This window comes from Aeromicrobium sp. REDSEA-S38_B2 (assembly GCF_001628525.1).
Taxonomy (GTDB): domain Bacteria; phylum Actinomycetota; class Actinomycetes; order Propionibacteriales; family Nocardioidaceae; genus Aeromicrobium; species Aeromicrobium erythreum.
Genome location: NZ_LUNH01000056.1, coordinates 1 through 19,315 on the forward strand (window position 1 = coordinate 1; position 19,315 = coordinate 19,315).

The window sequence follows — 19,315 nt, forward strand, 5'->3', positions numbered from 1 at the left end:
TCTGTCCGAGATGTCACTCAGCGGTGCACCAAGGGTTCTTCACCATCGACCCCGACACCCACCAGACCCACCGCACCCTGCGCACCCAACGCACCAGCCGCCGCGCCCGAGCTGGCTGACCGCTGGCGGACGACCGGGTCGTTCGCTCGGACGCTACGCCCGCACGTCGACGTCTCGCACCTATCGCGCCCGAGGATCAGACCTGGGACTGACGCTGGGACCGACGCCAGCGCCTAGGGTCGCCAGGGTGAGGACGGAGCAGGAACGACGCCCCTGGCGGCTGGGACCGCAGGCGGTGCAGTGGTTCGACGCCGCACTCGTCGTCGGGCTGCTCGGCCTCACGGCCGTGACCCTGCTCGTCGGGCAACCGCTGCACGTGACCGCGCTCAGCGCCCTGCAGGTGGCGCCCCTCGCGTGGCGACGCAGCAGACCCGCCACGACCTTCGCCCTCGTCTGGCTGTTCAGCGGCGTGCAGGCCCTCGTCTACGACTACCCCGCCATCGGACAGCTCGCCTACCCCGTCGCCCTGTACTCCCTCGCACGCTTCGGCCGCTCGCGCGACGCCCTCGTCGGGCTCGTGCTCAGCCTCGTCGCCACCGGCGTCGCCGCCTGGGTGTGGGTGATGGCCGGACGCTACGACGACCCGCCGCCCGGGGTCGTCCAGCCCGACCTCTCGCTCACGACCTTCCTGCCGTACACGCTCACCGTGGGTGCCATCGTCATCGCCGCGTGGGCGCTCGGCACGCAGGGCCGCATCCGACGCGCCTACGAGGACGCCCTGCTCGAACGCGGCGAACGGATGGCGGAGGAGGCCGAGCAGCGGACCCGGTCGGCCGCAGCCGAGGAGCGCACCCGCGTCGCCCGCGAGATGCACGACGTCGTCGCCCACGGCATCACCGGCATGATCGTCCAAGCCGACGGCGCGCGCTACGCCGCCGAGCACGACCCCGACGTCGCCGTCCGCACCCTCGAGACCGTCGCCTCGACCGGGCGCGAGGCGCTCACCGAGATGCGCCGCCTGCTCGGACTCCTGCGAGGAACCTCCGACCCGGAGCTGGTCCCCCAGCCGGGTCTGGCCGACCTACCCCGTCTCCTGGCCGCCGACGTCGAGGCGGGACGGGTGCGCGCCACCCTCCCCGACCCGGCGCCGGCCATGCCGGACGGCGTCGCGCTCACCGTCTTCCGCGTCGTGCAGGAGTCGCTCACCAACGTGCGCAAGCACGCCGGTGCCGGCGCCACCGCTGCCGTCGACGTCACGGTCGACGGTCCCGACGTGCTCGTCGAGGTGGTCGACGACGGGCACGGCGCCGCGCACACGTCGACGTCGGGCGGCCTCGGCCTGGTGGGCATGCGCGAGCGGGTGGCCGTGCACGGAGGCACGCTCGACGTGGGTCCGGCACCCGGCGGTGGGTGGCGGGTGCGTGCGAGGATCCCCCGGTGAGCGCCCCGATCCGCGTGCTGCTCGTGGACGACCAGCAGATGGTGCGTGCCGGCTTCCGGATGCTCGTCGACAGCCAGCCGGACCTCGAGGTGGTCGGCGAGGCGGGCGACGGTCAGGCCGCCCTCGACCTGCTCACGCAGGTCACGGCCGACGTCGTCCTCATGGACGTGCGCATGCCGGTGCTCGACGGCGTCGAGGCGACCCGCCGCATCCTGCACGGGGACGCGCCACCCCGGGTCATCGTGCTCACGACCTTCGACCTCGACGAGTACGCGTTCGCCGCGCTGCAGGCCGGTGCGTCGGCGTTCCTGCTGAAGGACGCCGCCCCGCCCGACCTGCTGGCCGCGATCCGCGCCGTGCAGGCGGGCGACGCCGTCGTCGCCCCGTCGACCACCCGCCGCCTGCTGGACCACTTCGTGCAGCCGTCCGGGTCGCGCGCCGTGGTGAGCGGGACGACCGCCCGCCGCCTCGCCGACGTCACCGACCGCGAGCGCGAGGTGCTCTCGCTCATCGCCCGCGGCCTCACCAACCCCGAGATCGCCGGCTCGCTGTTCCTGTCGGAGGCGACGGTCAAGACCCACGTCGGACGCCTGCTCGCCAAGACCGACTCCCGCGACCGCGTCCAGCTCGTGCTCCTCGCCCTGGAGGCGGGACTGGGCTAGTCAGGAGGCGGGATCGGAGCTAGGCGGTCAGTCCTGCCAGCTCCTCCTCGAGGCGGAGGATCTCCTCCGCGACCTTCGCGCGTTCCTGCCCCGCGGACCGACGGAGCTGGAGGTCGACGACGGCCAGCACCTGGAGCTCGTCGAGCTGGAGGAGGTCCTCCAGCGCGGTCCTCGCCGCGTTCACCGAAGGAGCGTCGTGCACGACCTCGGCGACCTCCAGCCACCGACCGAGCGCGACCTCCACACCACGCAGGATGTGCACCTGGTCGCGGAGGCACTCGAGTCGCTCGGCGCGCTCCTCAGCCGGGTCGGGACGGCGGCGCAGGAACCTCATCCAGCCTCCTCCTCAGGCATCGTCCGAGGCTAGCGCAGCCGCCGCCGTCAGACCCAGGGATGACGTCAGGACCATCCCGCGCTCCGACGACCGGAGGGGGTCCGGATCCCTAGCGTCGTCGTCATGACGACCACCACCCACGCACCGATCGCGACGGCCGCCTCGGCCCGCGACCTCACCAAGACCTACGGCACGGGCGCTGCCGCCGTGCACGCCCTCGACGGCGTCGACGTCGACCTCGCGCCCGGACGGTTCACGGCCGTCATGGGACCGTCGGGCTCCGGCAAGTCGACGCTCATGCACTGCCTCGCCGGGCTCGACCGGCCCACCCGCGGCACGGTCACGGTCGACGGCGTCGACCTCACGCGGCTCGACGACGACCGGCTCACGCGCTTTCGCCGCGACCACCTCGGCTTCGTGTTCCAGGCGTTCAACCTGCTGCCGATGCTGACGGCCCGCCAGAACATCCTGCTGCCGCTCGAGCTCGCGGGCCGCCGGGTCGACGCGAACGTGTGCGACGACCTCGACACCGTCGTGTCCGTCCTCGGGCTCGGCGACCGGCTCGGGCACCGGCCCAGCGAGCTGTCCGGCGGCCAGCAGCAGCGGGTGGCCATCGCCCGCGCGCTCGTCAGCCAGGCGTCGATCGTCTTCGCCGACGAGCCGACCGGGAACCTCGACAGCGCCGCGTCGGCGGAAGTGCTGGCCTACCTGCGCCGCTCCGTGCGCGAGCTCGGCCGCACCGTCGTGATGGTCACGCACGAGATCGACGCCGCCGCCTACGCCGACGACGTCGTCGTGCTCGCCGACGGCCGCATCCGCTCGCACCTCGTGAGCCCGTCGCGCGCCGAGCTGGTCTCCGTCCTCGCCGGCAGCAGCCACCGGGACGCGTCGTGAGGACCGTGCTGCGCGCGTCGCTGCGCACCCACACCCGCCGGTACGTCGCCGCGTTCGTGGCCGTCATGGTCGCCGTCGGCTTCGTCATCGCCACCAACGCCGTCGGCTCGGCCGCGAAGTCGGGCCTGTCGGGCGAGGTCGAGCGCGCGTACCGCGGTGCCGACCTCGTCGTCGGCCAGGACGGCGGGCTCGACCGCAGCCAGGTGGCACCGGTCGAGCGCGCCGCGGCGGACCAGGGGGCCACCGCGGACGTCGTGGGCTCGGCGTTCACCACCGTCACCCGCGACGGGACGTCGCTCGGCCAGGACACGTCGGTGTCGACCGTCAGCCTCGAGCCCGAGCTGCGCCGCCAGACGATCGTGTCGGGACAGGCGCCCGCGGCCGACGGCCAGGCGCTCGTCGACCAGCGCACCGCGCAGGCGGACCGCATCCGAGTCGGCGACCGGCTCGTCATCGGGACGGACGGCGACCGGCGCACCGTGACCGTCGTCGGCGTCGCGAAGGCGACCAGCTACCTGTCGGCCGACGTGTACGTGCCGTGGTCGACGCTGTCGGCGCTGCCCGACGCGCTGGCCGACGCCGTCGTCGTCGACGCCTCGGGCGACCCGGCCGCCACGGCCGCGGCGCTCGCCCGTGTCACCGACGAGCCCGTCCGCACGCAGGGGGAGTACGTCGACGCCCGCGTGGTGGCGCTGAACCAGGGCTTCGACGCCATCGGCATCCTGCTCCTGCTGTTCGCGACGGTGGCCGGCTTCGTGGCCGTGCTCGTCATCGCCAACACGTTCACCATCCTGTTCGCCCAGCGCACGCGCGACCTCGCGCTGCTGCGCTGCGTGGGCGCGACCCGCCGGCAGGTGCTGCGCTCGGTGCGGGTCGAGTCCGTCGCGGTCGCGCTGCTCGCGTCGGCGCTCGGCGTCGTTGCCGGGGTCGGCGCAGGCTACGGCATCGTCGCCGCGGTGCGTGTCCTCAGCGACGCCAGCACGTTGGGCGCGGTCGCGCTGTCGCCCCTGTGGGTCGGGGGCGCCTTCGTCGGCGGGGTCGTGGTGACCGTGGCCGCGGCCTGGCTGCCCACCCGGCGCGTCGTGCGCGTGAGTCCGCTCGCGGCGCTCCGTCCCCACGACGCCGACGTGCTCAGCCGCGCCGGCGCCGCCCGGGTCGGTGTCGGCGTCGCCATGGTCGCCGCCGGAGCCGCAGCCCTCGCGGTCGCGGTGAGGACGTCGACGCTGCCGCCGCTGCTGGTCGGCGGCATGGTGACCTTCACGGGCGTGCTGCTGCTCGGGCCGGTCCTGGTCCCGGCGCTCCTGCGGCTGGCCGGACGCCTGCTCGGCGGGACCGGGCTGGCCACCCGGCTGGCGGCCGCCAACGCGGTCCGCAACCCGCGGCGCAGCGCCGCGACCACGGCGTCGCTGCTCGTCGGCGTCACGCTCGCCACGGCTGTCCTCACCGGCATGGCGAGCGCCCGCGGCGCCCTCGACGACGAGCTGGAGGTGCAGTACCCGGTCGACGTCGCGCTCACGGGCTCCTCGACCCTGCCCGACGACGCGCTCGACCGGGTCGGTCGACTCGACGGTGTCGCTCGGGCGAGCCTCGTGCCCGGGGTGCAAGCCGAGCTGCCGGGCGCGGGCGTCGTGCCGGTGCTGACCCCCAGCAGCGGGGTGCGCGAGCTGACCCGCGACCCGTCCACCGTCGAGCCGCCCCGCCTGACGGTCCTCATCCCCGGCACCGTCGCGACGACGATGGCCGACGGGATCCCCGAGCGGCTGCGGCTCACGCGCGACGGACGCAGCGTCGAGGTGGCCACGCGGGTCGTCGGGAGCGAGTGGGGCTCGGCCGTGGTGGCCGGACCGGGGGTCGTCGAGGCCCTCGGGGGTGACGCGACGCCGCAGGCCCTGTGGGTCCGCGCCGACGACGGAGCCGACACGGTGCGCCTCACGGGCGAGGTCGGTGCGGTGGCGCGGGAGCTCGACCTGGGCGTCTCGAGCACGCTGGACAGCCGCGCGTCGATCGAGAAGCAGCTCGACGTGCTCACCTGGGCGGTCCTCGGCCTCCTGGGGATCTCGGTGGCGATCGCGCTCGTCGGCATCGCGAACACCGTCGGGCTCTCGGTGCTCGAGCGGGGTCGGGAGCACGCGCTGCTGCGGGCGCTCGGCCTGACCCGTCGGGAGCTGCGTCGCATGCTCGCGGCCGAGGGACTGCTGCTCGCGCTGGTGGCCGCGGTGCTGGGCACCGTCGTCGGCGTCGCGTTCGGGTGGGTCGGCACCGTCTCGGTCGTGACGGCCGCGGTGCAGGACGTCCCGCTGGTGACGCCGTGGGGCGAGCTGGTTGCGGTGGTCGGCATCGCCGCCCTGGCCGGGCTGCTGGCCTGCGTCATCCCCGCCCGCCGGGCCGCGAAGGTCGCTCCTGCCGAGGGTCTCGTCCTCGACTGAGCCCTCGCACCCCGCTGAATGTGACGTTTCGGGCCCTGTTTCGGGGTTTTCGGGCCCCAAACGTCACAGTCAGCGGGGAGGGGGAGGGTCAGGGGCTGGTCAGCCGGCCCACCAGCCGCGGGAGGACCAGCCACCGTCGTCGCCGGGGCCGCTGCTGCCACCGCGGCGGGTGCCGAGGTAGGACTCGACGACGGCGACGCCGAGGTCGTCGAGCTCCGGCGCGACCACCGAGCCGTCGACCTGACGGGCCATCTGGTCGATGAAGCGGGCGAGCCCCGGGTCGTCGCCCAGGCGGAAGAACGTGGTGCGGGCGCCGAGCCGCATCGACGCCTCCAGCTCGCGCACCGACAGCGCGATGGTGACCGGGTGGGGCGGGTAGCTGAAGTACACCTCGCCCGAGGACTCCAGGTGCGACGTCGGCTCGCCGTCGGTGACGATGAGCAGCACCGGCTGGGCGTTGGGGTGCTTGCGGAAGTGCCGGTTGGCGAGCAGCAGCGCATGGTGCAGGTTGGTGCCCTTGGCGTACTGCGCGTCGAGCGCGGTGAGCTGCTCGATCTCCATCGTCTCGGCGTGCCGGCCGAAGGCGATCAGCTCGAGCGCGTCGCCGCGGAAGCGGGTGCTGACGAGCGTGTGCAGCGCGAGGGCGGTGCGCTTCATCGGCACCCAGCGGCCGTCCATCGCCATGGAGAACGACGTGTCGACGAGCAGCGCCACGCACGCCTGGGTGCGCTCCTCCGTCTCCTGCACCTCGACGTCGCCGATCTGCAGCCGCACGCCGTCGCGGGCCATCGACGCGGGCGACCCGCCCTCGCCGACCGTGCGGACGACGGCGTTGGTGACGGTGCGGGTGACGTCCCAGGGCTCCGTGTCGCCGAACTCCCAGGCGCGGGTGCCGCCGGACCGCTCCCCCGCGGCGCCCGACGCGCGCGTGTCGCGCTGGCCGCGACGGCCGGAGATGGCGCTCGCGACGTCGCGCAGCAGCGCCTTGCCCAGCTGTCGCATCGCCTTGGGCGTCAGGCGCAGCCGCCCGTCGGTACCGCGCTCCATGACACCGGACTCACGCAACGCCTGCTCCAGCTCCTTGAGGGTGCGCAGGTCGACGCCCGCGTCGTCGCCGAGCTGGCGCGACAAGGCCTCGAGGTCGACGTCGTCGAGGGTGGACCCCCGGTGCGACTGGGCGAGCTGCTCGGCGAGCGCGTCGAGGTCGGCGAGGTCCTGGAACACGCCGGTGCCATCGCCGAGCCCGAGGCCTTGGTCGCCGTCCATCGGCGTCGAGCCGCCCCAGTCCTCGCCGGGTCGCAGCGCCTGCAGGTTGCCGTCGAGCCGGTCGAGCGCCTCGGTGAGCTGCGGCGACCCGAACGCCTGGCTCGACAGCTGCATCAGCTCGCGCCGCTGCTCGGGCGTCATCGAGTTCATCATCCGCTGCGCCGCGGCCGACCGCTGCGCCAGGGCGTCGAGCAGCTCGTCGAGGTTCTGCGGACGTTCGGGGAAGTGCTGGCCGTGCTTGCCCATGAAGTCGTCGAAGTCGGCCTGCGTGTCGACGCCCTGCTGGCGCTTCTCGAGCAGCCCGTTGAGGTCGTCGAGCATCTCGTGGACGGCGGCGCGGTCGGCGTCGGTGGCGTTCTCGAGCGCGTCCTTCATGCCCGCGAACCGCTGGTCGAGCATCTCGCGACCGAGCAGGTCCTTGATGCGCTCGAAGTCCTCGCGTGCCTGCGAGCTCTGCCACTCATAGCCGTTCAGGTCGCGCACGGCGGCGGCGGGCGACGGGGACACGTTGTCGAGGGTCAGCTCGGCGAGGGCGCGGTCGCCGTCGTCGAGGTCGACGTCGCGGGCGAGCTGCTTGCGCTCCTCGAGGAGCGCGCGGTCGAGCAGCTCGCGCACCTCGCGCAGCGTGCCGTCGAGGGCGTGCTGACCGACCAGCTCGCGACGTCTCTCGGCGACCCGCCGGGCGAGGTCGTCGAGGCCGCGCTGGTCGGCACCGCCGCGCCGCAGGAACTCCTGGAGCGCGTGGTCGGGCGAGTAGCCGGCCATGACGTCCTCGCCGATGGCGTCGAGCGCCTCGCGGACGTCGACGGGCGGGGCCAGCGGGTCCGGCCCGTCGACGTACGCGCCGTACCGGGAGGCACGGCTCAGGCGACGGTTCTGGCGACTCACGAGCTCACCCGTAGACCGTCTCGCCGCCGGCCGAGTCCTTGCTGATCCGCCGGGCGAGGAACAGGCCCTCGAGAGCCAGCTCGATGGCACTGGCCCGCTCGCCGTCGTTGCCCCCGTTCTCGACGCCGACGCCGACGCGGTCGCAGACCTGGTCGTAGACGTCGGACTCGCCGAGCTGGGGGAGGCCGGCGAGGAAGTCGCGGGCGCTCACCTGCTCGCCGGTGGCCACGAGCGAGCCGCCCTCGAGCGCCTCCACGAGCACCCCGAAGTCGATGCCGGTGAACAGCCCGCGCACCGTCTCGGCGGTGGCCGTGCGCAGGAGGTGGTCGAGGACGAGGTCCTCGCGGCCCTCCTCGCCGGACTCGAACTCGATCTTGCCGCCGAGCACGTCGACGGCGGTCTCGAGGTCGACGGGTCGAGCGACGGCGTCGGGCTCGCCCTGGCGGGTGGCCCGGTGCAGGGCCGCGGCGGCGATGGTCTCGGCACCGGCGATCGCGAAGCGGGCGCTGACGCCGCTGCGCTGGTCGACCGCCGACGACTCGCGCAGCGCGCGCGTGAAGCGGGCGAGGACCTCGATCAGCTGGTCGGGCACGGTCGCGACGAGGTCGGCCTCCTGGCGGATGACGGCGATCTCGTCGACGAGCTGCGTCGGGTAGTGGGTGCGGATCTCGGCGCCGAACCGGTCCTTCAGCGGGGTGATGATGCGTCCGCGGTTGGTGTAGTCCTCGGGGTTGGCGCTGGCGACGACGAGCACGTCGAGCGGCAGCCGCAGCACGTACCCGCGGATCTGGATGTCGCGCTCCTCCATGACGTTGAGCATCGCGACCTGGATCCGCTCGGCGAGGTCGGGCAGCTCGTTGATGGCGACGATGCCGCCGTGGCTGCGCGGGATGAGCCCGAAGTGGATGGTCTCGGGGTCGCCGAGGCTGCGTCCTTCGGCGACCTTCATCGGGTCGACGTCGCCGATGAGGTCGGCGACGCTCGTGTCGGGCGTGGCCAGCTTCTCGGCGTAGCGCTCGTCGCGGTGGCGCCACCGGACCGGCAGGTCGTCGCCGAGCTCCTCGGCACGACGGATGCTGGCCACGGTGATCGGCGCGTACGGGTGCTCGCCGAGCTCGGAGCCGTCGATGACCGGGGTCCACTCGTCGAGCAGCCCGACCATGGTGCGCAGGAGGCGGGTCTTGCCCTGGCCGCGCTCGCCGAGGAGCACGACGTCGTGGCCGGCGATGAGCGCCCGCTCGAGCTGCGGGACCACGGTGTCCTCGAAGCCGTGCAGCCCGGGCCACGGGTCGCGGCCCTCGGCGAGCGCGGCGAGCAGGTTGTCGCGGATCTCCGTGCGCAGCGGCTTGTGCGCGTGTCCGCTGGCGCGCAGGGCGCCGACGGTGTCGATGGTCGGGCGTGGCGTGGTGGCAGCCATGGTGTCCTCAGGCATCGATGCTCGACAGGTCTCCGTAGCGGTCGCCGCGGACGGCGTCGCGGGGCACGGCCGTCTCGAGGTCCTCGACGACGTCGGACGTCAGCTCGACCTCCAGGGCGCCGTGGTTCTCCTCGAGGTAGGCCACCCGCTTGGTGCCGGGGATGGGCGCGACGCCGACGCCGTCGCGGCCTGAGCGGCTGAGCACCCAGGCGAGCGCGAGCTGGCCGGGCGTGCAGCCGAGCCGCTCAGCGATCTCGCGCACCTTGGCGACGAGCTGCAGGTTCGACTGCAGCGCCTCGCCCTGGAAGCGCGGGAAGTACGCGGTGGTCCGGGAGTCGGACTCCTCGAGATCGGTCTCGGCGGTGATCGCGCCGGTCAGCAGCCCACGCCCGAGCGGCGAGTAGGGCACGAGACCGATGCCGAGCTCGCTGAGGACGCCCCAGATCTCGTCCTCGAGGTGACGCGTGAACAGGGAGTACTCGGTCTGCAGCGCGGTGATCGGGTGCACCGCGTGCGCGCGGCGGATGGTCTCGGCCGAGGCCTCCGAGAGGCCGAGGTGACGCACCTTGCCGGCCTGCACGAGCTCGGCCATCGCGCCGACGGTCTCCTCGATGGGGACGGTCTTGTCGACGCGGTGCTGGTAGTAGAGGTCGATGTGGTCGACGCCGAGACGCTGCAGCGACGCGTCGCACGCGGACCGCACGTACTCGGGCTTGCCGTTGACCCCGAGGCGGGTGCCGTCGGGCAGCCGCTCGTTGCCGAACTTGGTGGCCAGCTGCACGGCGTCGCGACCCTGGCTGCTGGAGGCGATGGCCGAGCCGACCAGCTGCTCGTTGGTGAAGGGGCCGTACATGTCGGCCGTGTCGAGGAAGGTGACGCCGAGGTCGAGCGCGCGGTGGATGGTGCGCGTTGCCTCGGACTCGTCGCGGGTGCCGTAGAACTCGCTCATGCCCATGCAGCCGAGCCCCAGCGGCGAGACGTCGAGCGGCGCGGTGGTGCCGAGCGTGGTGTGCGTCGTGGTCATGAGTCCAGTCAACTCCTGCCCGGCAAGGTTGCACCTCGGGACGACCAGCCGGTGGACGGCGGGCCCGGGCCACGGGGCTGGTCGGCGGGGCTGGGGCGTCAGGCCCGCGACGACCGCATGCCCTCGCGCTGCTGCAGGGCTGGGTCGGCGCGTAGCGCGGCGTACTCCGCCGACTCCACGGGCACGAGCGCGACCCGGCCCTGGGCGTCGTGGTGCACGCCCCAGCCGTACCGCTTGACGAGGGGCGAGGCGCGCAGGCAGGGCTGGCCCTTGGCGAAGAAGGTCTCGCGGTCGATGCCGCGTCGCTCGCCTTGCGAGAGGTAGACGACGTCGTCGGACGTGTACCGGTAGGGCGCGTCGGCCAGGAGGTCGTACTGCAGCCGCGCGACGCTCGGCGTGGCTCGTTCGGGCGGCACCTGCGCCGACGTCGCGGGACAGTCGGGCGCCACCGAGGTGAAGGTGTCGTGGTTGTTCGTGGTCTGCACGGCGTCCTCCCAGGGGCTCGCTGCCCTCATCGTGCACCCGCCCACCGACGGGAATCCACCCTCAGGCGCGAGGGGCCCAGGCGGGGTCGCGTCCGATGAAGCCGACGAACCGGTCCTGCACCGACGCGTCGTCGGGGACGGGAACGGCCGGGCCGTACTGGCCGGACCCGCGCAGCATGTCCTCGATGGGCGCCATGCCGGCGAGCATGGCGGCGCAACGGTCGGGGTCGAGCTCGACGTCCTGCCCGCTGGTGCGGGCGAGGTCCCACGTGTGCATGAAGACGTCGGCCGTGTAGAACTGCGCGACCGCCTGGTCGAGCGGGTGCGTGCCGACGTGCGGGTGGGTGAAGGGTCGGTCGGCGTCGGGGGCGTCGAGGAGCGCCTGCACCGCGTCCGCGTGGTCGCGCCAGGCCTCGGCGGGGTCGGCCGGTCGCGGGTCGGCCGTGCCGAGCGCGACGCCGCCGGCGGACAGGAACGCCGGCAGCCAGGTCACCAGGTGCTCGACGACGTCGCGGGCAGTCCAGCCCTCGACCGGCGCGGGCGCGTCCCAGTCGGCCACCGCGTCGGCGACGGCGGTGAACCCGGCGGCGACGTGCCGGTGGTCGGCGGACGGTGTGCTCATGGCGGCCCACGCTAGACCGCGGACGGGGTCGTGGCCATACTGCGGCCATGAGCCCCGACGACGTCGATCCGCTGCTGGCCGGGCGCGCCGGGCTGGGCTACGCCGAGCTGGACGACTGCGCGCGCCGGCTGCGCGACCTCCTGGTCACCACGGCCGAGCGGCAGATCGGCAGGCCCCTGCTGCACGAGTTCGCCATCGACGTCGACACCGACCCGGTCCTGAGACTCAGCCCACCCGACGGGTACCGCCGACCTGCGGCCGGTGCCGTGTCGGTGCGCGTCGTGGTGCAGTCGCGCACGTCGAGCGCGGCACGGCTCGGCCTGCGGGTCACCGTGTGGCCGGCGCTCGGCGGGGCCGACGTCGTCGACCTGCTGGTGGTGCGCGAGGGCGCCGCCGCGCCCGACGGTCACCTGCTCGAGGTGCGGGTCGACGAGGTGCACCCGGCGCCGACCGAGAGCCTGCAGCGACGGGTCAGCGACGTCGTGGCACGGCAGGTCGCGCTCGTCGTGAGCGACCTCAACATCGCGATGCAGCGCAACCTCGCCAACCCCGACTGGGACGGCGGCGAGCTCGGCTGAGGGCCTCACCGAGCGCAGTCCTGGACGGACGACTAGGTTGTCCGTCATGCGCCTCCTCGACCGCGCCCCCGTGCGCGCCCTCCTCGTCGCCGCCACCGCCACCGTCGTCCTGACCGCCTGCGGCGGCACCGACTCCGACTCCGACTCCTCGGGCTCCTCGTCCTCCTCCGCCAGCTCCTCGACCGACGGGGGCGACTCCTCCGCCCCTGCCCCCACGGCCAAGCCCGCGGACGGCGACCGCGTCGAGGCCGACGGCTTCAGCTACGCGGTGCCCGAGGGCTGGAAGGAGAACAAGAACGGGGCAGGTGCCGCCCTGAGCCTCGCGATCGACGTGACCGACAAGGACGGCTTCGCCGACAACGTCAACGTCGTCTCCGACCCGACGATCGTCAACGTCAAGGGCAAGCAGCTCGAGGACGCGCTCGTCAAGGTGCTGAAGAACGCGAACGCCCAGGAGATCGAGGTGCGCGACCCGCTCACGATCGACGGCCAGGAGGCCGTGCACACCACCGCGCTGTTCAACCTCAACGGCAACGAGTACCGCGTCGAGCAGTACACGCTCGCCGTCGACGGCAAGGGCTACGTGATCACGTTCTCCCACAACAAGGACCTGTCGGAGGCCGACCGCGACGCCGTCGACCAGTCGATCCTCGCCAGCTGGTCCTGGGCCTGACGCTCAGCGACCGCAGACGGCCGACCCGGCCGTGCACGCAGGGCAGCGCACCATCTGCCGCACGCACGCCGGGTCCGCGCAGTCGACGACGTCGCGACTCGGCGTGCCGCACGTGTCGCAGCGGCCCACGACCTTCGCATCGGGGCTGAACTCGACCGTCGTGCGGCCGTCGAAGACGTACATCGACCCCTCCCAGAGCCCGGTGTCGCCGTACGCCTCGCCGTAGCGGTGGATGCCGCCGTCGAGCTGGTACACGCGCTGGAACCCGCGGCTGCGCATGAGCGGGGTGAGCACCTCGCAGCGGATGCCGCCCGTGCAGTACGTGACCACGGGTCGGTCCTTCAGGTCGTCATAGGCGCCGGAGTCGAGCAGCTCGACGAACTCGCGGGTGGTCTCGACGTCGGGACGCACGGCGCCGGCGAAGCGGCCGACCTCGGACTCGATGCGGTTGCGCCCGTCGAAGAAGACGACGTCCTCCGCCTCGACCAGCGCGTGCAGCGCCTCGGGGCTGAGGTGCTCGCCGCCGCCGACCACGCCGTGCGCGTCGACGTCCAGCTCGTCGGGGGCGCCGAACGTGACGACCTCCTCGCGCACCTTGACCGAGAGTCGCGGGAACAGCGCCGTCGTGACGCCGTCGTCGAGCGCGCGCCCCGCCGACCACTTCACGTCGGCGCCGCGGAACGGCGCGTACTCGCGCAGGCCCCGGACGTAGCGCTTGAGGGCGTCGAGGTCGCCGCCCAAGGTCGCGTTGATGCCGTGGGAGGACACGATGACCCGCCCGCGCAGCCCCAGCGACCCGGCCAGGCTCAGCTGCCACACGCGGATCGCGTCGGGGTCGGGCACGGGGGTGAAGACGTAGAACAGGATCACCTTCGGCACGGCCACGTCGACGATTGTCCCTGACGGGCCGCGCGGCTCAGAGCAGCCAGGTCTCCTGCGCCTCGGGGTCCCAGCGACGCACACCGCCGACGCGACCCTCGCGCTCTCGCCCGACGTCGGCCAGCGCGCGTGCAGGTCGAGCAGCCCGGCGGACACCACGACGGAACGCGCCAGGACGCAACGGCCGGAGCGTCCGGGGAGGACGAGCAGGCCCCCGAGCCGCACGGTCGGGAGGTCGGCCGGCAGCGCGCCAGGGAGACGGGCGTCGGCGTCGGCACCGATCCGTTCGGCGACGGCGAGCGTGACGTGCGGAGCGTTCGAGGCGCCCGTGTGCCGGGCCTGGCTGGGAAGCCCCGCCTCGAGGAGCCGCGCCCACTCCTCCCGGACGCTCGCGTCGAGCACCGGGTCGAGCAGGGCCTCCACGGACTGCAGCACGGGCCCAGCGTGGCACGCTGGAGCGGTGACCGCGCTGCACGAGCTCGACGCCCACGCGATGGCCGACGCGATGGCGGCCGGTGAGACCACCTCGGTCGAGCTGGTCGAGCACCACCTCGCCCGCGTGGAGCAGCACGACGCGACGCTCGGCGCGTTCGTGACGGTCACCGCGGACGCCGCGCTGGAGGCCGCGCAGGCCGCCGACGCGCGCCGACGCTCGACGTCGGCCCGCGACCTGCCGCCGTTCCTCGGTGTGCCCACGGCGTTCAAGGACCTCACCCCGACGGCCGGCGTGCGCACCACGCTCGGGTCGCGGCTCATGGCCGACCACGTGCCCGACGTCGACGCGCACGTCGTGACGCTCGTGCAGCTGGCGGGGTTCGTGAGCCTGGGCAAGACCAACACGCCCGAGATGGGGCTGTCGTCGTACACCGACAACGACCTCGTGGGCCCCGCGCGCACGCCCTGGGACCCGACGCGGACGGCGGGCGGGTCGTCCGGTGGCGCCGCTGCGGCCGTGGCCGCGGGGCTCGTGCCCCTCGCGCAGGGCAGCGACGGCGGCGGATCGATCCGCATCCCGTCGAGCTGCTGTGGCGTCTTCGGGTTCAAGCGCCGCCTGGACCGCGCGCCGCCCGGAGCGCCTGCGGATCGCGCGTTGGGTCGACCCGTACCTGCCCGGCGTGACGGCGTCGGCGTCGTCCGTGCAGGCGTGGGAGCACGCGACCGACGTGCTGCGCTCCCTGGGTCACGAGGTCGTGGACGTGCAGAACCCGTTCCCACCCGCGTTGGAGCCGCAGTTCAACGTCGTCTGGTCCAGCGGCATGGCGGCGGCCCCGATCCCCGACGCCGCCCTCGACCTGCTGCGTCCGACGACCCGCTACTGGCTGGAGCGGGGGCGCACGTACAGCGCAGCCGAGCTCGCGCGGGCGATCCAGTTCCTCGAGGCGACCACCCGCGACGTCGTGACGTCCATGGCCGGGTTCGACGCCTGGCTCACCCCGACCCTCGCGCTGCCGCCGCAGCCGGTCGCGTGGTTCACGGAGTCCGGCGACCCCGCCGAGGACCACCGCCGCGAGCTCGACTTCACGCCCTACACCGCCGTCTACAACATGGCGGGCGTCCCCGCCGCGAGCCTGCCGCTGTCCGTGGTCGACGGGCTGCCCGTCGGCGTCATGCTCGCCGGCCGTCCCGGCGAGGACGGTCCGCTGCTCTCCCTGTGCGCCCAGGTCGAGCAGGCGGACCCGTGGCACGACCGGCTCCCCCCACGGCGGTAGGTGGCCTGCGGAACACGGGTGGGCGGTAGGTCTCGCGCGTCATCGACCATCGATGACGCGCGCCAGCGCCCGCTGGAGGAGGTTCCGCGCGTCACCTACCGCCCAGGGGCTAGCGGACGACGCCCGTCCGGGCCGACGTGCGGGTGAGGGTCGTGTAGCCGCTCTTGCGGCCCGTCACCTGCACCGTGACCCGCTTGCCGCGCAGGCTGCGTGGCACGACGAACGTCGACGCGGTGGCGCCCTTGACGGCGGTGCCGTTGGCGAGCCAGCGGTAGGAGAACGTCGTCCCCGAGGTCCACGTGCCGCGCACGACCGACAGACGACGACCGACGACCGCCGTGCCCGACACCTTGGGCGCCGACGCCGTCAGCGTGCCTGCCGCGACCGCGGCGGAGGGGCCGGAGATGGCCGACGCCGTCTCGTAGCCGTCGCGCGTGCCGGTGACCCGCACCGTGATCCGGTCGCCGACCGTCGCGGCGCCAGGCGTGAAGGTCCTGGAGGTGGCACCCGCCACGGGGGCGTCGTCGGCGAGCCACTGGTAGGTGAACGTCGTGCCCGGCGCCCACGATCCGACGTCGACACCGAGGGCCACCCCCACCTTGGCGGTGCCGGTGACCGCCGGGCGCCCGGCGATGGTGGCGCCCGCAGCCACCGCGGTCGTCGGCTCCGACGTCGCCGACGCGGTGTCGTAGCCGCTCCGCTCTCCGGTGACCGTGACCGTCATCCGCGCACCCCGCTGCGCCGGACCCGGCGTGAAGGTGTCGGTGGTGGCGTCCGCGACGGGCGATCCGTCGGCCAGCCACTGGTAGGTGAGCATCGTGCCGGAGGCCCACGTGCCGGGGTCTGCCCGCAGCGGGCGTCCGACGGTCGGGTCGCCCGAGACCGTCGGCGTCCCGGCCACCTGGGTGCCGGTGGCCACCCGGTCCGTCGGGGCCGAGGTCGCCGAGGACGTGTCGTAGCCCGGCCGCGCGCCCGTCACGGTGACCGTGACCCGCGCACCCTGCTGCACGGGGCCGGGCGTGAACGTCGCGCCCGTGGCGCCCGTGACCGGCGAGCCGTCCGCCAGCCACTGGTAGGTGAAGGTCGTGCCCGGACCCCACGAGCCGACGTCGACGCCCAGCTGCTCCCCGACCCTCGGCGTGCCCGTGACCGTGGGGGCGCCGGCCGTCGTGGCGCCCGCGGCGACCCGCTCCGTCGGCTGCGAGGTGCGCGACGTCGTGATGTAGCCGTCCTTGGTGCCGGTCACGGTGAGTGTGATCGCGTCGTCCAGCTGCGCCACGGTGGGGGTGAAGGTGCTCGTCGTCGCGGCCGGCACGTCGACACCGCCGGCGGACCACTGGTAGGTCAGCGTCGTCCCGGCCGTCCAGGAGCCTGCGCGTCCCGTGAGCGGGGAGCCGACCCGGGCCGCCCCCTCCACCGTGGGCGTCGACGCGTCGAGCACGCCTGCGGCCACCGCCGGCGTGGGGGCCGACTCCCTGGTCGCCGACCGGTAGCCGTTGCGCGAGCCGGTGACGCGCACGGTGATCGTCCGCCCCAGCTGACCCTTCGTCGGCACGAACGTCGACGCGGTCGCGCCCTGGACCGCGGTCCCGCCCGCAAACCACTGGTAGGCGAACGTCGTGCCCGTCGTCCACGAGCCGGGCTGCGCGGTGAGCGTGGCGCCCACCCGCGGGGTGCCCTCGACCACCGGCGTCGACGTCGCGAGGTCGGCGAGCACCGGCCCGTTGGTGACGGTGACGACGGCGCTCTCGGCGCCCACGGAGTCGACGCGCACCGACACGTCGCCGGCGGTGTAGGTCTGGCCCGCCTGGCGCGACCCGTGGGCCACGGTGCCGTCGGCGCGTGGACGCAGCAGGGTGCTGCCCGTCGAGCCCGTCGTGCGGGTGCTCACCGTGACGCCCCGCGGGTACTTGCGGGTGCCGCTCACCGACGCGTTCGGCTCGAGCCGGTAGTAGCTCCGGGCGTCGCGGCCGCCTCCCGACCGGTACTCGACCCAGTGGCTCGTGCCGTCGGGCGAGCGCCCCTCCATGCCCCGCAAGCCGGTGCTGCTGCCGCGCGCGGCGAGGGTGCGGGTGACGGACGTACCGGACCCGACGACCTCGACCTCGCCGGTGTCGAGGAGCCCGAGCTGCGCGCGGTACTCGCTCTCGAGCGCGGGCGGGTCGAGGCTCTGGCTGGAGCCGATCGCGAGACCCATCGGGCTGTAGAGGTCCCAGTACTCGCCGCCCTGGCCGTCCAGGCTCTCGAGGTTCGCGTGGTTGAGGCCGAGGTTGTGCCCGACCTCGTGCGCGAACGTGGCCGTGAAGATCGACGCCGACTCCTTCTGCGTCGACGACCCGCCGTCGTCCATGCCGCGCCCCACCGTGCCGACGCCGACGCCGTTGCACGTGTCGTCGACGACGACCAGCAGGTGGTTGCCGGGCTGGTCGAACGTGCCGTCGGGGAACCGGCGGCCGGCCTCGCTCCAGAGCGTCCACGGGTTGGCGAAGCCGCAGCGCTGCGTCGCGTCGAGCGCGCTGTCGTACCGGACGGTCGAGGCCGTGCCGAAGCTCGTGCCGGACTCCTCGCTCCACCAGCGGGTGCCGCCGTCGACGCGCGCCTGGATGGTCGCGTCGGAGTCGACGGACGCGCCGCTGTTGCCCACCACGGCCACGTAGACCCGGTGCGGTGCCCGCGCGGCGGCTGCCTCGGCGGTGTCCACCTGCGCGGTACGCACCTGCACGGGCTCGGTCGGGGTGCCGTCGAGCGCGGCGTCGAGCACCGGGCCGTCGACGAGCTCGGCCACCACGGTCGACCCGACGACGTCGGGGGCGTCGAGGTCGAGGTCGACCGGCACGTGCGTGCCGTCGGCGAGCACGATGAGCGGCTGGCCGCCGGTGCGGTCGTGGCCGGCGTGCGGGTCGCTGCCGGTCGAGACCGGCGCTGCGGGCTCGGTCACGACCTCGCGCAGCACGCCCCGGACCCGGGTGGTGTCGGTACCGGCGAGCGTCGGGTCGGTGTAGGTGACGTCGTCCCCCGACGTCCGCACGGTCGGCTCTGCCGCCCGCGCCGACGCCGGCACCGTCACGAGGACCGCGCCCACGAGCACGCCGACGACCACCGATGCACGACGACGCATCGCCGACCTCCACTCCCTCACCGACCGCCACCGGTCGGCGCTCCCGGACCCACCGTAGGCCGAAAGTCCCGGGACCGGAGGGGTTTTCGACCGGGTGGTCGGTCCCCGCCCCCGAGGAGGGGCGCCGGAGGATCAGGCGCGCGCGGTGAGGACCACGGGGTCGCCGTCGGTGACGGCGATGGTGTGCTCGCTGTGCGCGCCGCGCGAGCCGTCGGCGCTGCGGATCGTCCAGCCGTCGGGATCCATGACGATCTCGTCGGTCGACTGCAGGAACCACGGCTCGATGGCCACGACGAGGCCGGGGTCGAGCCGGACGCCACGGCCGGGCCGCCCGTCGTTCGGCAGGTGCAGGTCGCCGTGCATGGTGCGCCCGACGCTGTGGCCGCCGAACTGGGTGTTCACGAGCAGGCCGTGCGACCGCGCGACCCCGCCGATCGCGGCGCTGATGTCGCCGAGCCGGTTGCCGGCGCGCGCCGCGTCGATCCCGGCCGCGAGCGCCTCCTCGGTGGCGGCGATGAGGGCGAGGTCCTCCTCGCGGGGCGTGCCCACCACGATGCTGACCGCGGAGTCGCCGACCCAGCCGTCGACCGAGCAGGCGAAGTCGAAGCTGACGAGGTCGCCGTCCTTCAGCCGGTAGCGGTGCGGCAGCCCGTGCAGGACGGCGTCGTTGACCGACGTGCACAGCACCTTGCCGAAGGGCCCGCGCCCGAACGAGGGTGCATAGTCGATGTAGCAGGACTCGGCGCCGCGCTCGCGGATCATGCGGTGCGCGAGCGCGTCGAGGTCGAGCAGGTCGACACCGACGTCGGCGGCGTCGACGAGGGCGGTCAGGACCTCGCCGACGAACTGTCCGGCGGCGTCTTCCCTAGCGTCAGCACGTCGAGGGGGACGGCCCGACG

15 protein-coding genes and 2 pseudogenes are annotated in these 19,315 nt (G+C 74.0%); 8 read left to right on the plus strand and 9 right to left on the minus strand.

Features of this window, described 5'->3' with window-relative positions; translation table 11 throughout:
• The first annotated feature begins 247 nt into the window (after positions 1-247).
• Both A6Q81_RS12035 and A6Q81_RS12040 read left to right on the plus strand, forming a co-directional pair.
• Positions 248-1,441, plus strand: coding sequence for a sensor histidine kinase (locus A6Q81_RS12035; protein ID WP_286690585.1), 1,194 nt, complete (start codon positions 248-250; stop codon positions 1,439-1,441).
• Positions 1,438-2,103 (plus strand): response regulator, encoded by a 666-nt coding sequence (locus A6Q81_RS12040; protein ID WP_286690586.1) that lies wholly within the window; start codon positions 1,438-1,440, stop codon positions 2,101-2,103. Before A6Q81_RS12035 ends, A6Q81_RS12040 begins: the two co-directional genes overlap by 4 nt.
• Positions 2,104-2,122: 19 nt before the next feature.
• Here A6Q81_RS12040 and A6Q81_RS12045 read toward each other — a convergent pair whose 3' ends face one another.
• On the minus strand, positions 2,123-2,437 hold the full coding sequence (locus tag A6Q81_RS12045; protein ID WP_286690587.1) for a hypothetical protein: 315 nt from the start codon (positions 2,435-2,437) through the stop codon (positions 2,123-2,125).
• A gap of 123 nt (positions 2,438-2,560) precedes the next feature.
• Between A6Q81_RS12045 and A6Q81_RS12050 the strand changes: the two genes are divergently transcribed.
• Complete coding sequence (locus A6Q81_RS12050; protein WP_286690588.1) at positions 2,561-3,331, plus strand: ABC transporter ATP-binding protein; 771 nt, start codon at positions 2,561-2,563, stop codon at positions 3,329-3,331.
• A complete protein-coding gene (locus A6Q81_RS12055) occupies positions 3,328-5,757 on the plus strand; it encodes an FtsX-like permease family protein (RefSeq protein WP_286690589.1) in 2,430 nt (809 codons plus the stop codon). The genes A6Q81_RS12050 and A6Q81_RS12055 overlap by 4 nt, the downstream gene beginning before the upstream one ends.
• 99 nt (positions 5,758-5,856) lie before the next feature.
• Here the strand turns inward: A6Q81_RS12055 and A6Q81_RS12060 are convergent, their stop codons facing one another.
• From A6Q81_RS12060 to A6Q81_RS12080, 5 genes are all read right to left on the minus strand, one after another.
• Positions 5,857-7,911, minus strand: a complete 2,055-nt coding sequence (locus A6Q81_RS12060) for a vWA domain-containing protein (protein ID WP_286690590.1) — start codon at positions 7,909-7,911, stop codon at positions 5,857-5,859.
• Between the two features lie 4 nt (positions 7,912-7,915).
• A complete protein-coding gene (locus tag A6Q81_RS12065) occupies positions 7,916-9,343 on the minus strand; it encodes a sigma 54-interacting transcriptional regulator (RefSeq protein ID WP_286690591.1) in 1,428 nt (475 codons plus the stop codon).
• The gene (locus A6Q81_RS12070) at positions 9,336-10,352 is read right to left on the minus strand and encodes an aldo/keto reductase (RefSeq protein ID WP_067853436.1); all 1,017 of its coding nucleotides are present in this window, start codon (positions 10,350-10,352) and stop codon (positions 9,336-9,338) included. Before A6Q81_RS12070 ends, A6Q81_RS12065 begins: the two co-directional genes overlap by 8 nt.
• A 98-nt stretch (positions 10,353-10,450) precedes the next feature.
• Positions 10,451-10,867: a DUF6157 family protein gene (locus tag A6Q81_RS12075; RefSeq protein WP_286690592.1), complete on the minus strand. Its 417-nt coding sequence runs from the start codon at positions 10,865-10,867 to the stop codon at positions 10,451-10,453.
• 31 nt (positions 10,868-10,898) lie between these two features.
• Positions 10,899-11,459 (minus strand): TIGR03086 family metal-binding protein, encoded by a 561-nt coding sequence (locus tag A6Q81_RS12080; RefSeq protein ID WP_286690593.1) that lies wholly within the window; start codon positions 11,457-11,459, stop codon positions 10,899-10,901.
• Positions 11,460-11,506: 47 nt separating this feature from the next.
• Between A6Q81_RS12080 and A6Q81_RS12085 the strand changes: the two genes are divergently transcribed.
• Positions 11,507-12,037: a hypothetical protein gene (locus A6Q81_RS12085; protein ID WP_067853428.1), complete on the plus strand. Its 531-nt coding sequence runs from the start codon at positions 11,507-11,509 to the stop codon at positions 12,035-12,037.
• A gap of 46 nt (positions 12,038-12,083) precedes the next feature.
• Complete coding sequence (locus A6Q81_RS12090) at positions 12,084-12,710, plus strand: hypothetical protein (RefSeq protein WP_286690594.1); 627 nt, start codon at positions 12,084-12,086, stop codon at positions 12,708-12,710.
• A 3-nt stretch (positions 12,711-12,713) separates the two neighbouring features.
• On the opposite strand, the gene trhO is transcribed toward A6Q81_RS12090, so the two are convergent.
• Complete coding sequence (trhO, locus tag A6Q81_RS12095) at positions 12,714-14,024, minus strand: oxygen-dependent tRNA uridine(34) hydroxylase TrhO (protein ID WP_286690595.1); 1,311 nt, start codon at positions 14,022-14,024, stop codon at positions 12,714-12,716.
• 70 nt (positions 14,025-14,094) lie between these two features.
• Between trhO and A6Q81_RS17285 the strand changes: the two are divergent.
• Together A6Q81_RS17285 and A6Q81_RS12100 are read left to right on the plus strand one after the other, a co-directional pair.
• Positions 14,095-14,608: pseudogene (locus A6Q81_RS17285) on the plus strand (amidase family protein); the annotation flags it as partial.
• 6 nt (positions 14,609-14,614) lie between these two features.
• Positions 14,615-15,298, plus strand: coding sequence for an amidase family protein (locus tag A6Q81_RS12100; protein WP_286690596.1), 684 nt, complete (start codon positions 14,615-14,617; stop codon positions 15,296-15,298).
• A gap of 109 nt (positions 15,299-15,407) precedes the next feature.
• Here the strand turns inward: A6Q81_RS12100 and A6Q81_RS12105 are convergent, their stop codons facing one another.
• On the minus strand, positions 15,408-18,416 hold the full coding sequence (locus tag A6Q81_RS12105; RefSeq protein ID WP_286690597.1) for a zinc-dependent metalloprotease family protein: 3,009 nt from the start codon (positions 18,414-18,416) through the stop codon (positions 15,408-15,410).
• A 132-nt stretch (positions 18,417-18,548) separates the two neighbouring features.
• Positions 18,549-19,271 (minus strand): annotated as a pseudogene (gene map / locus A6Q81_RS12110) (type I methionyl aminopeptidase); the annotation flags it as partial.
• Positions 19,272-19,315 lie beyond the last annotated feature (44 nt).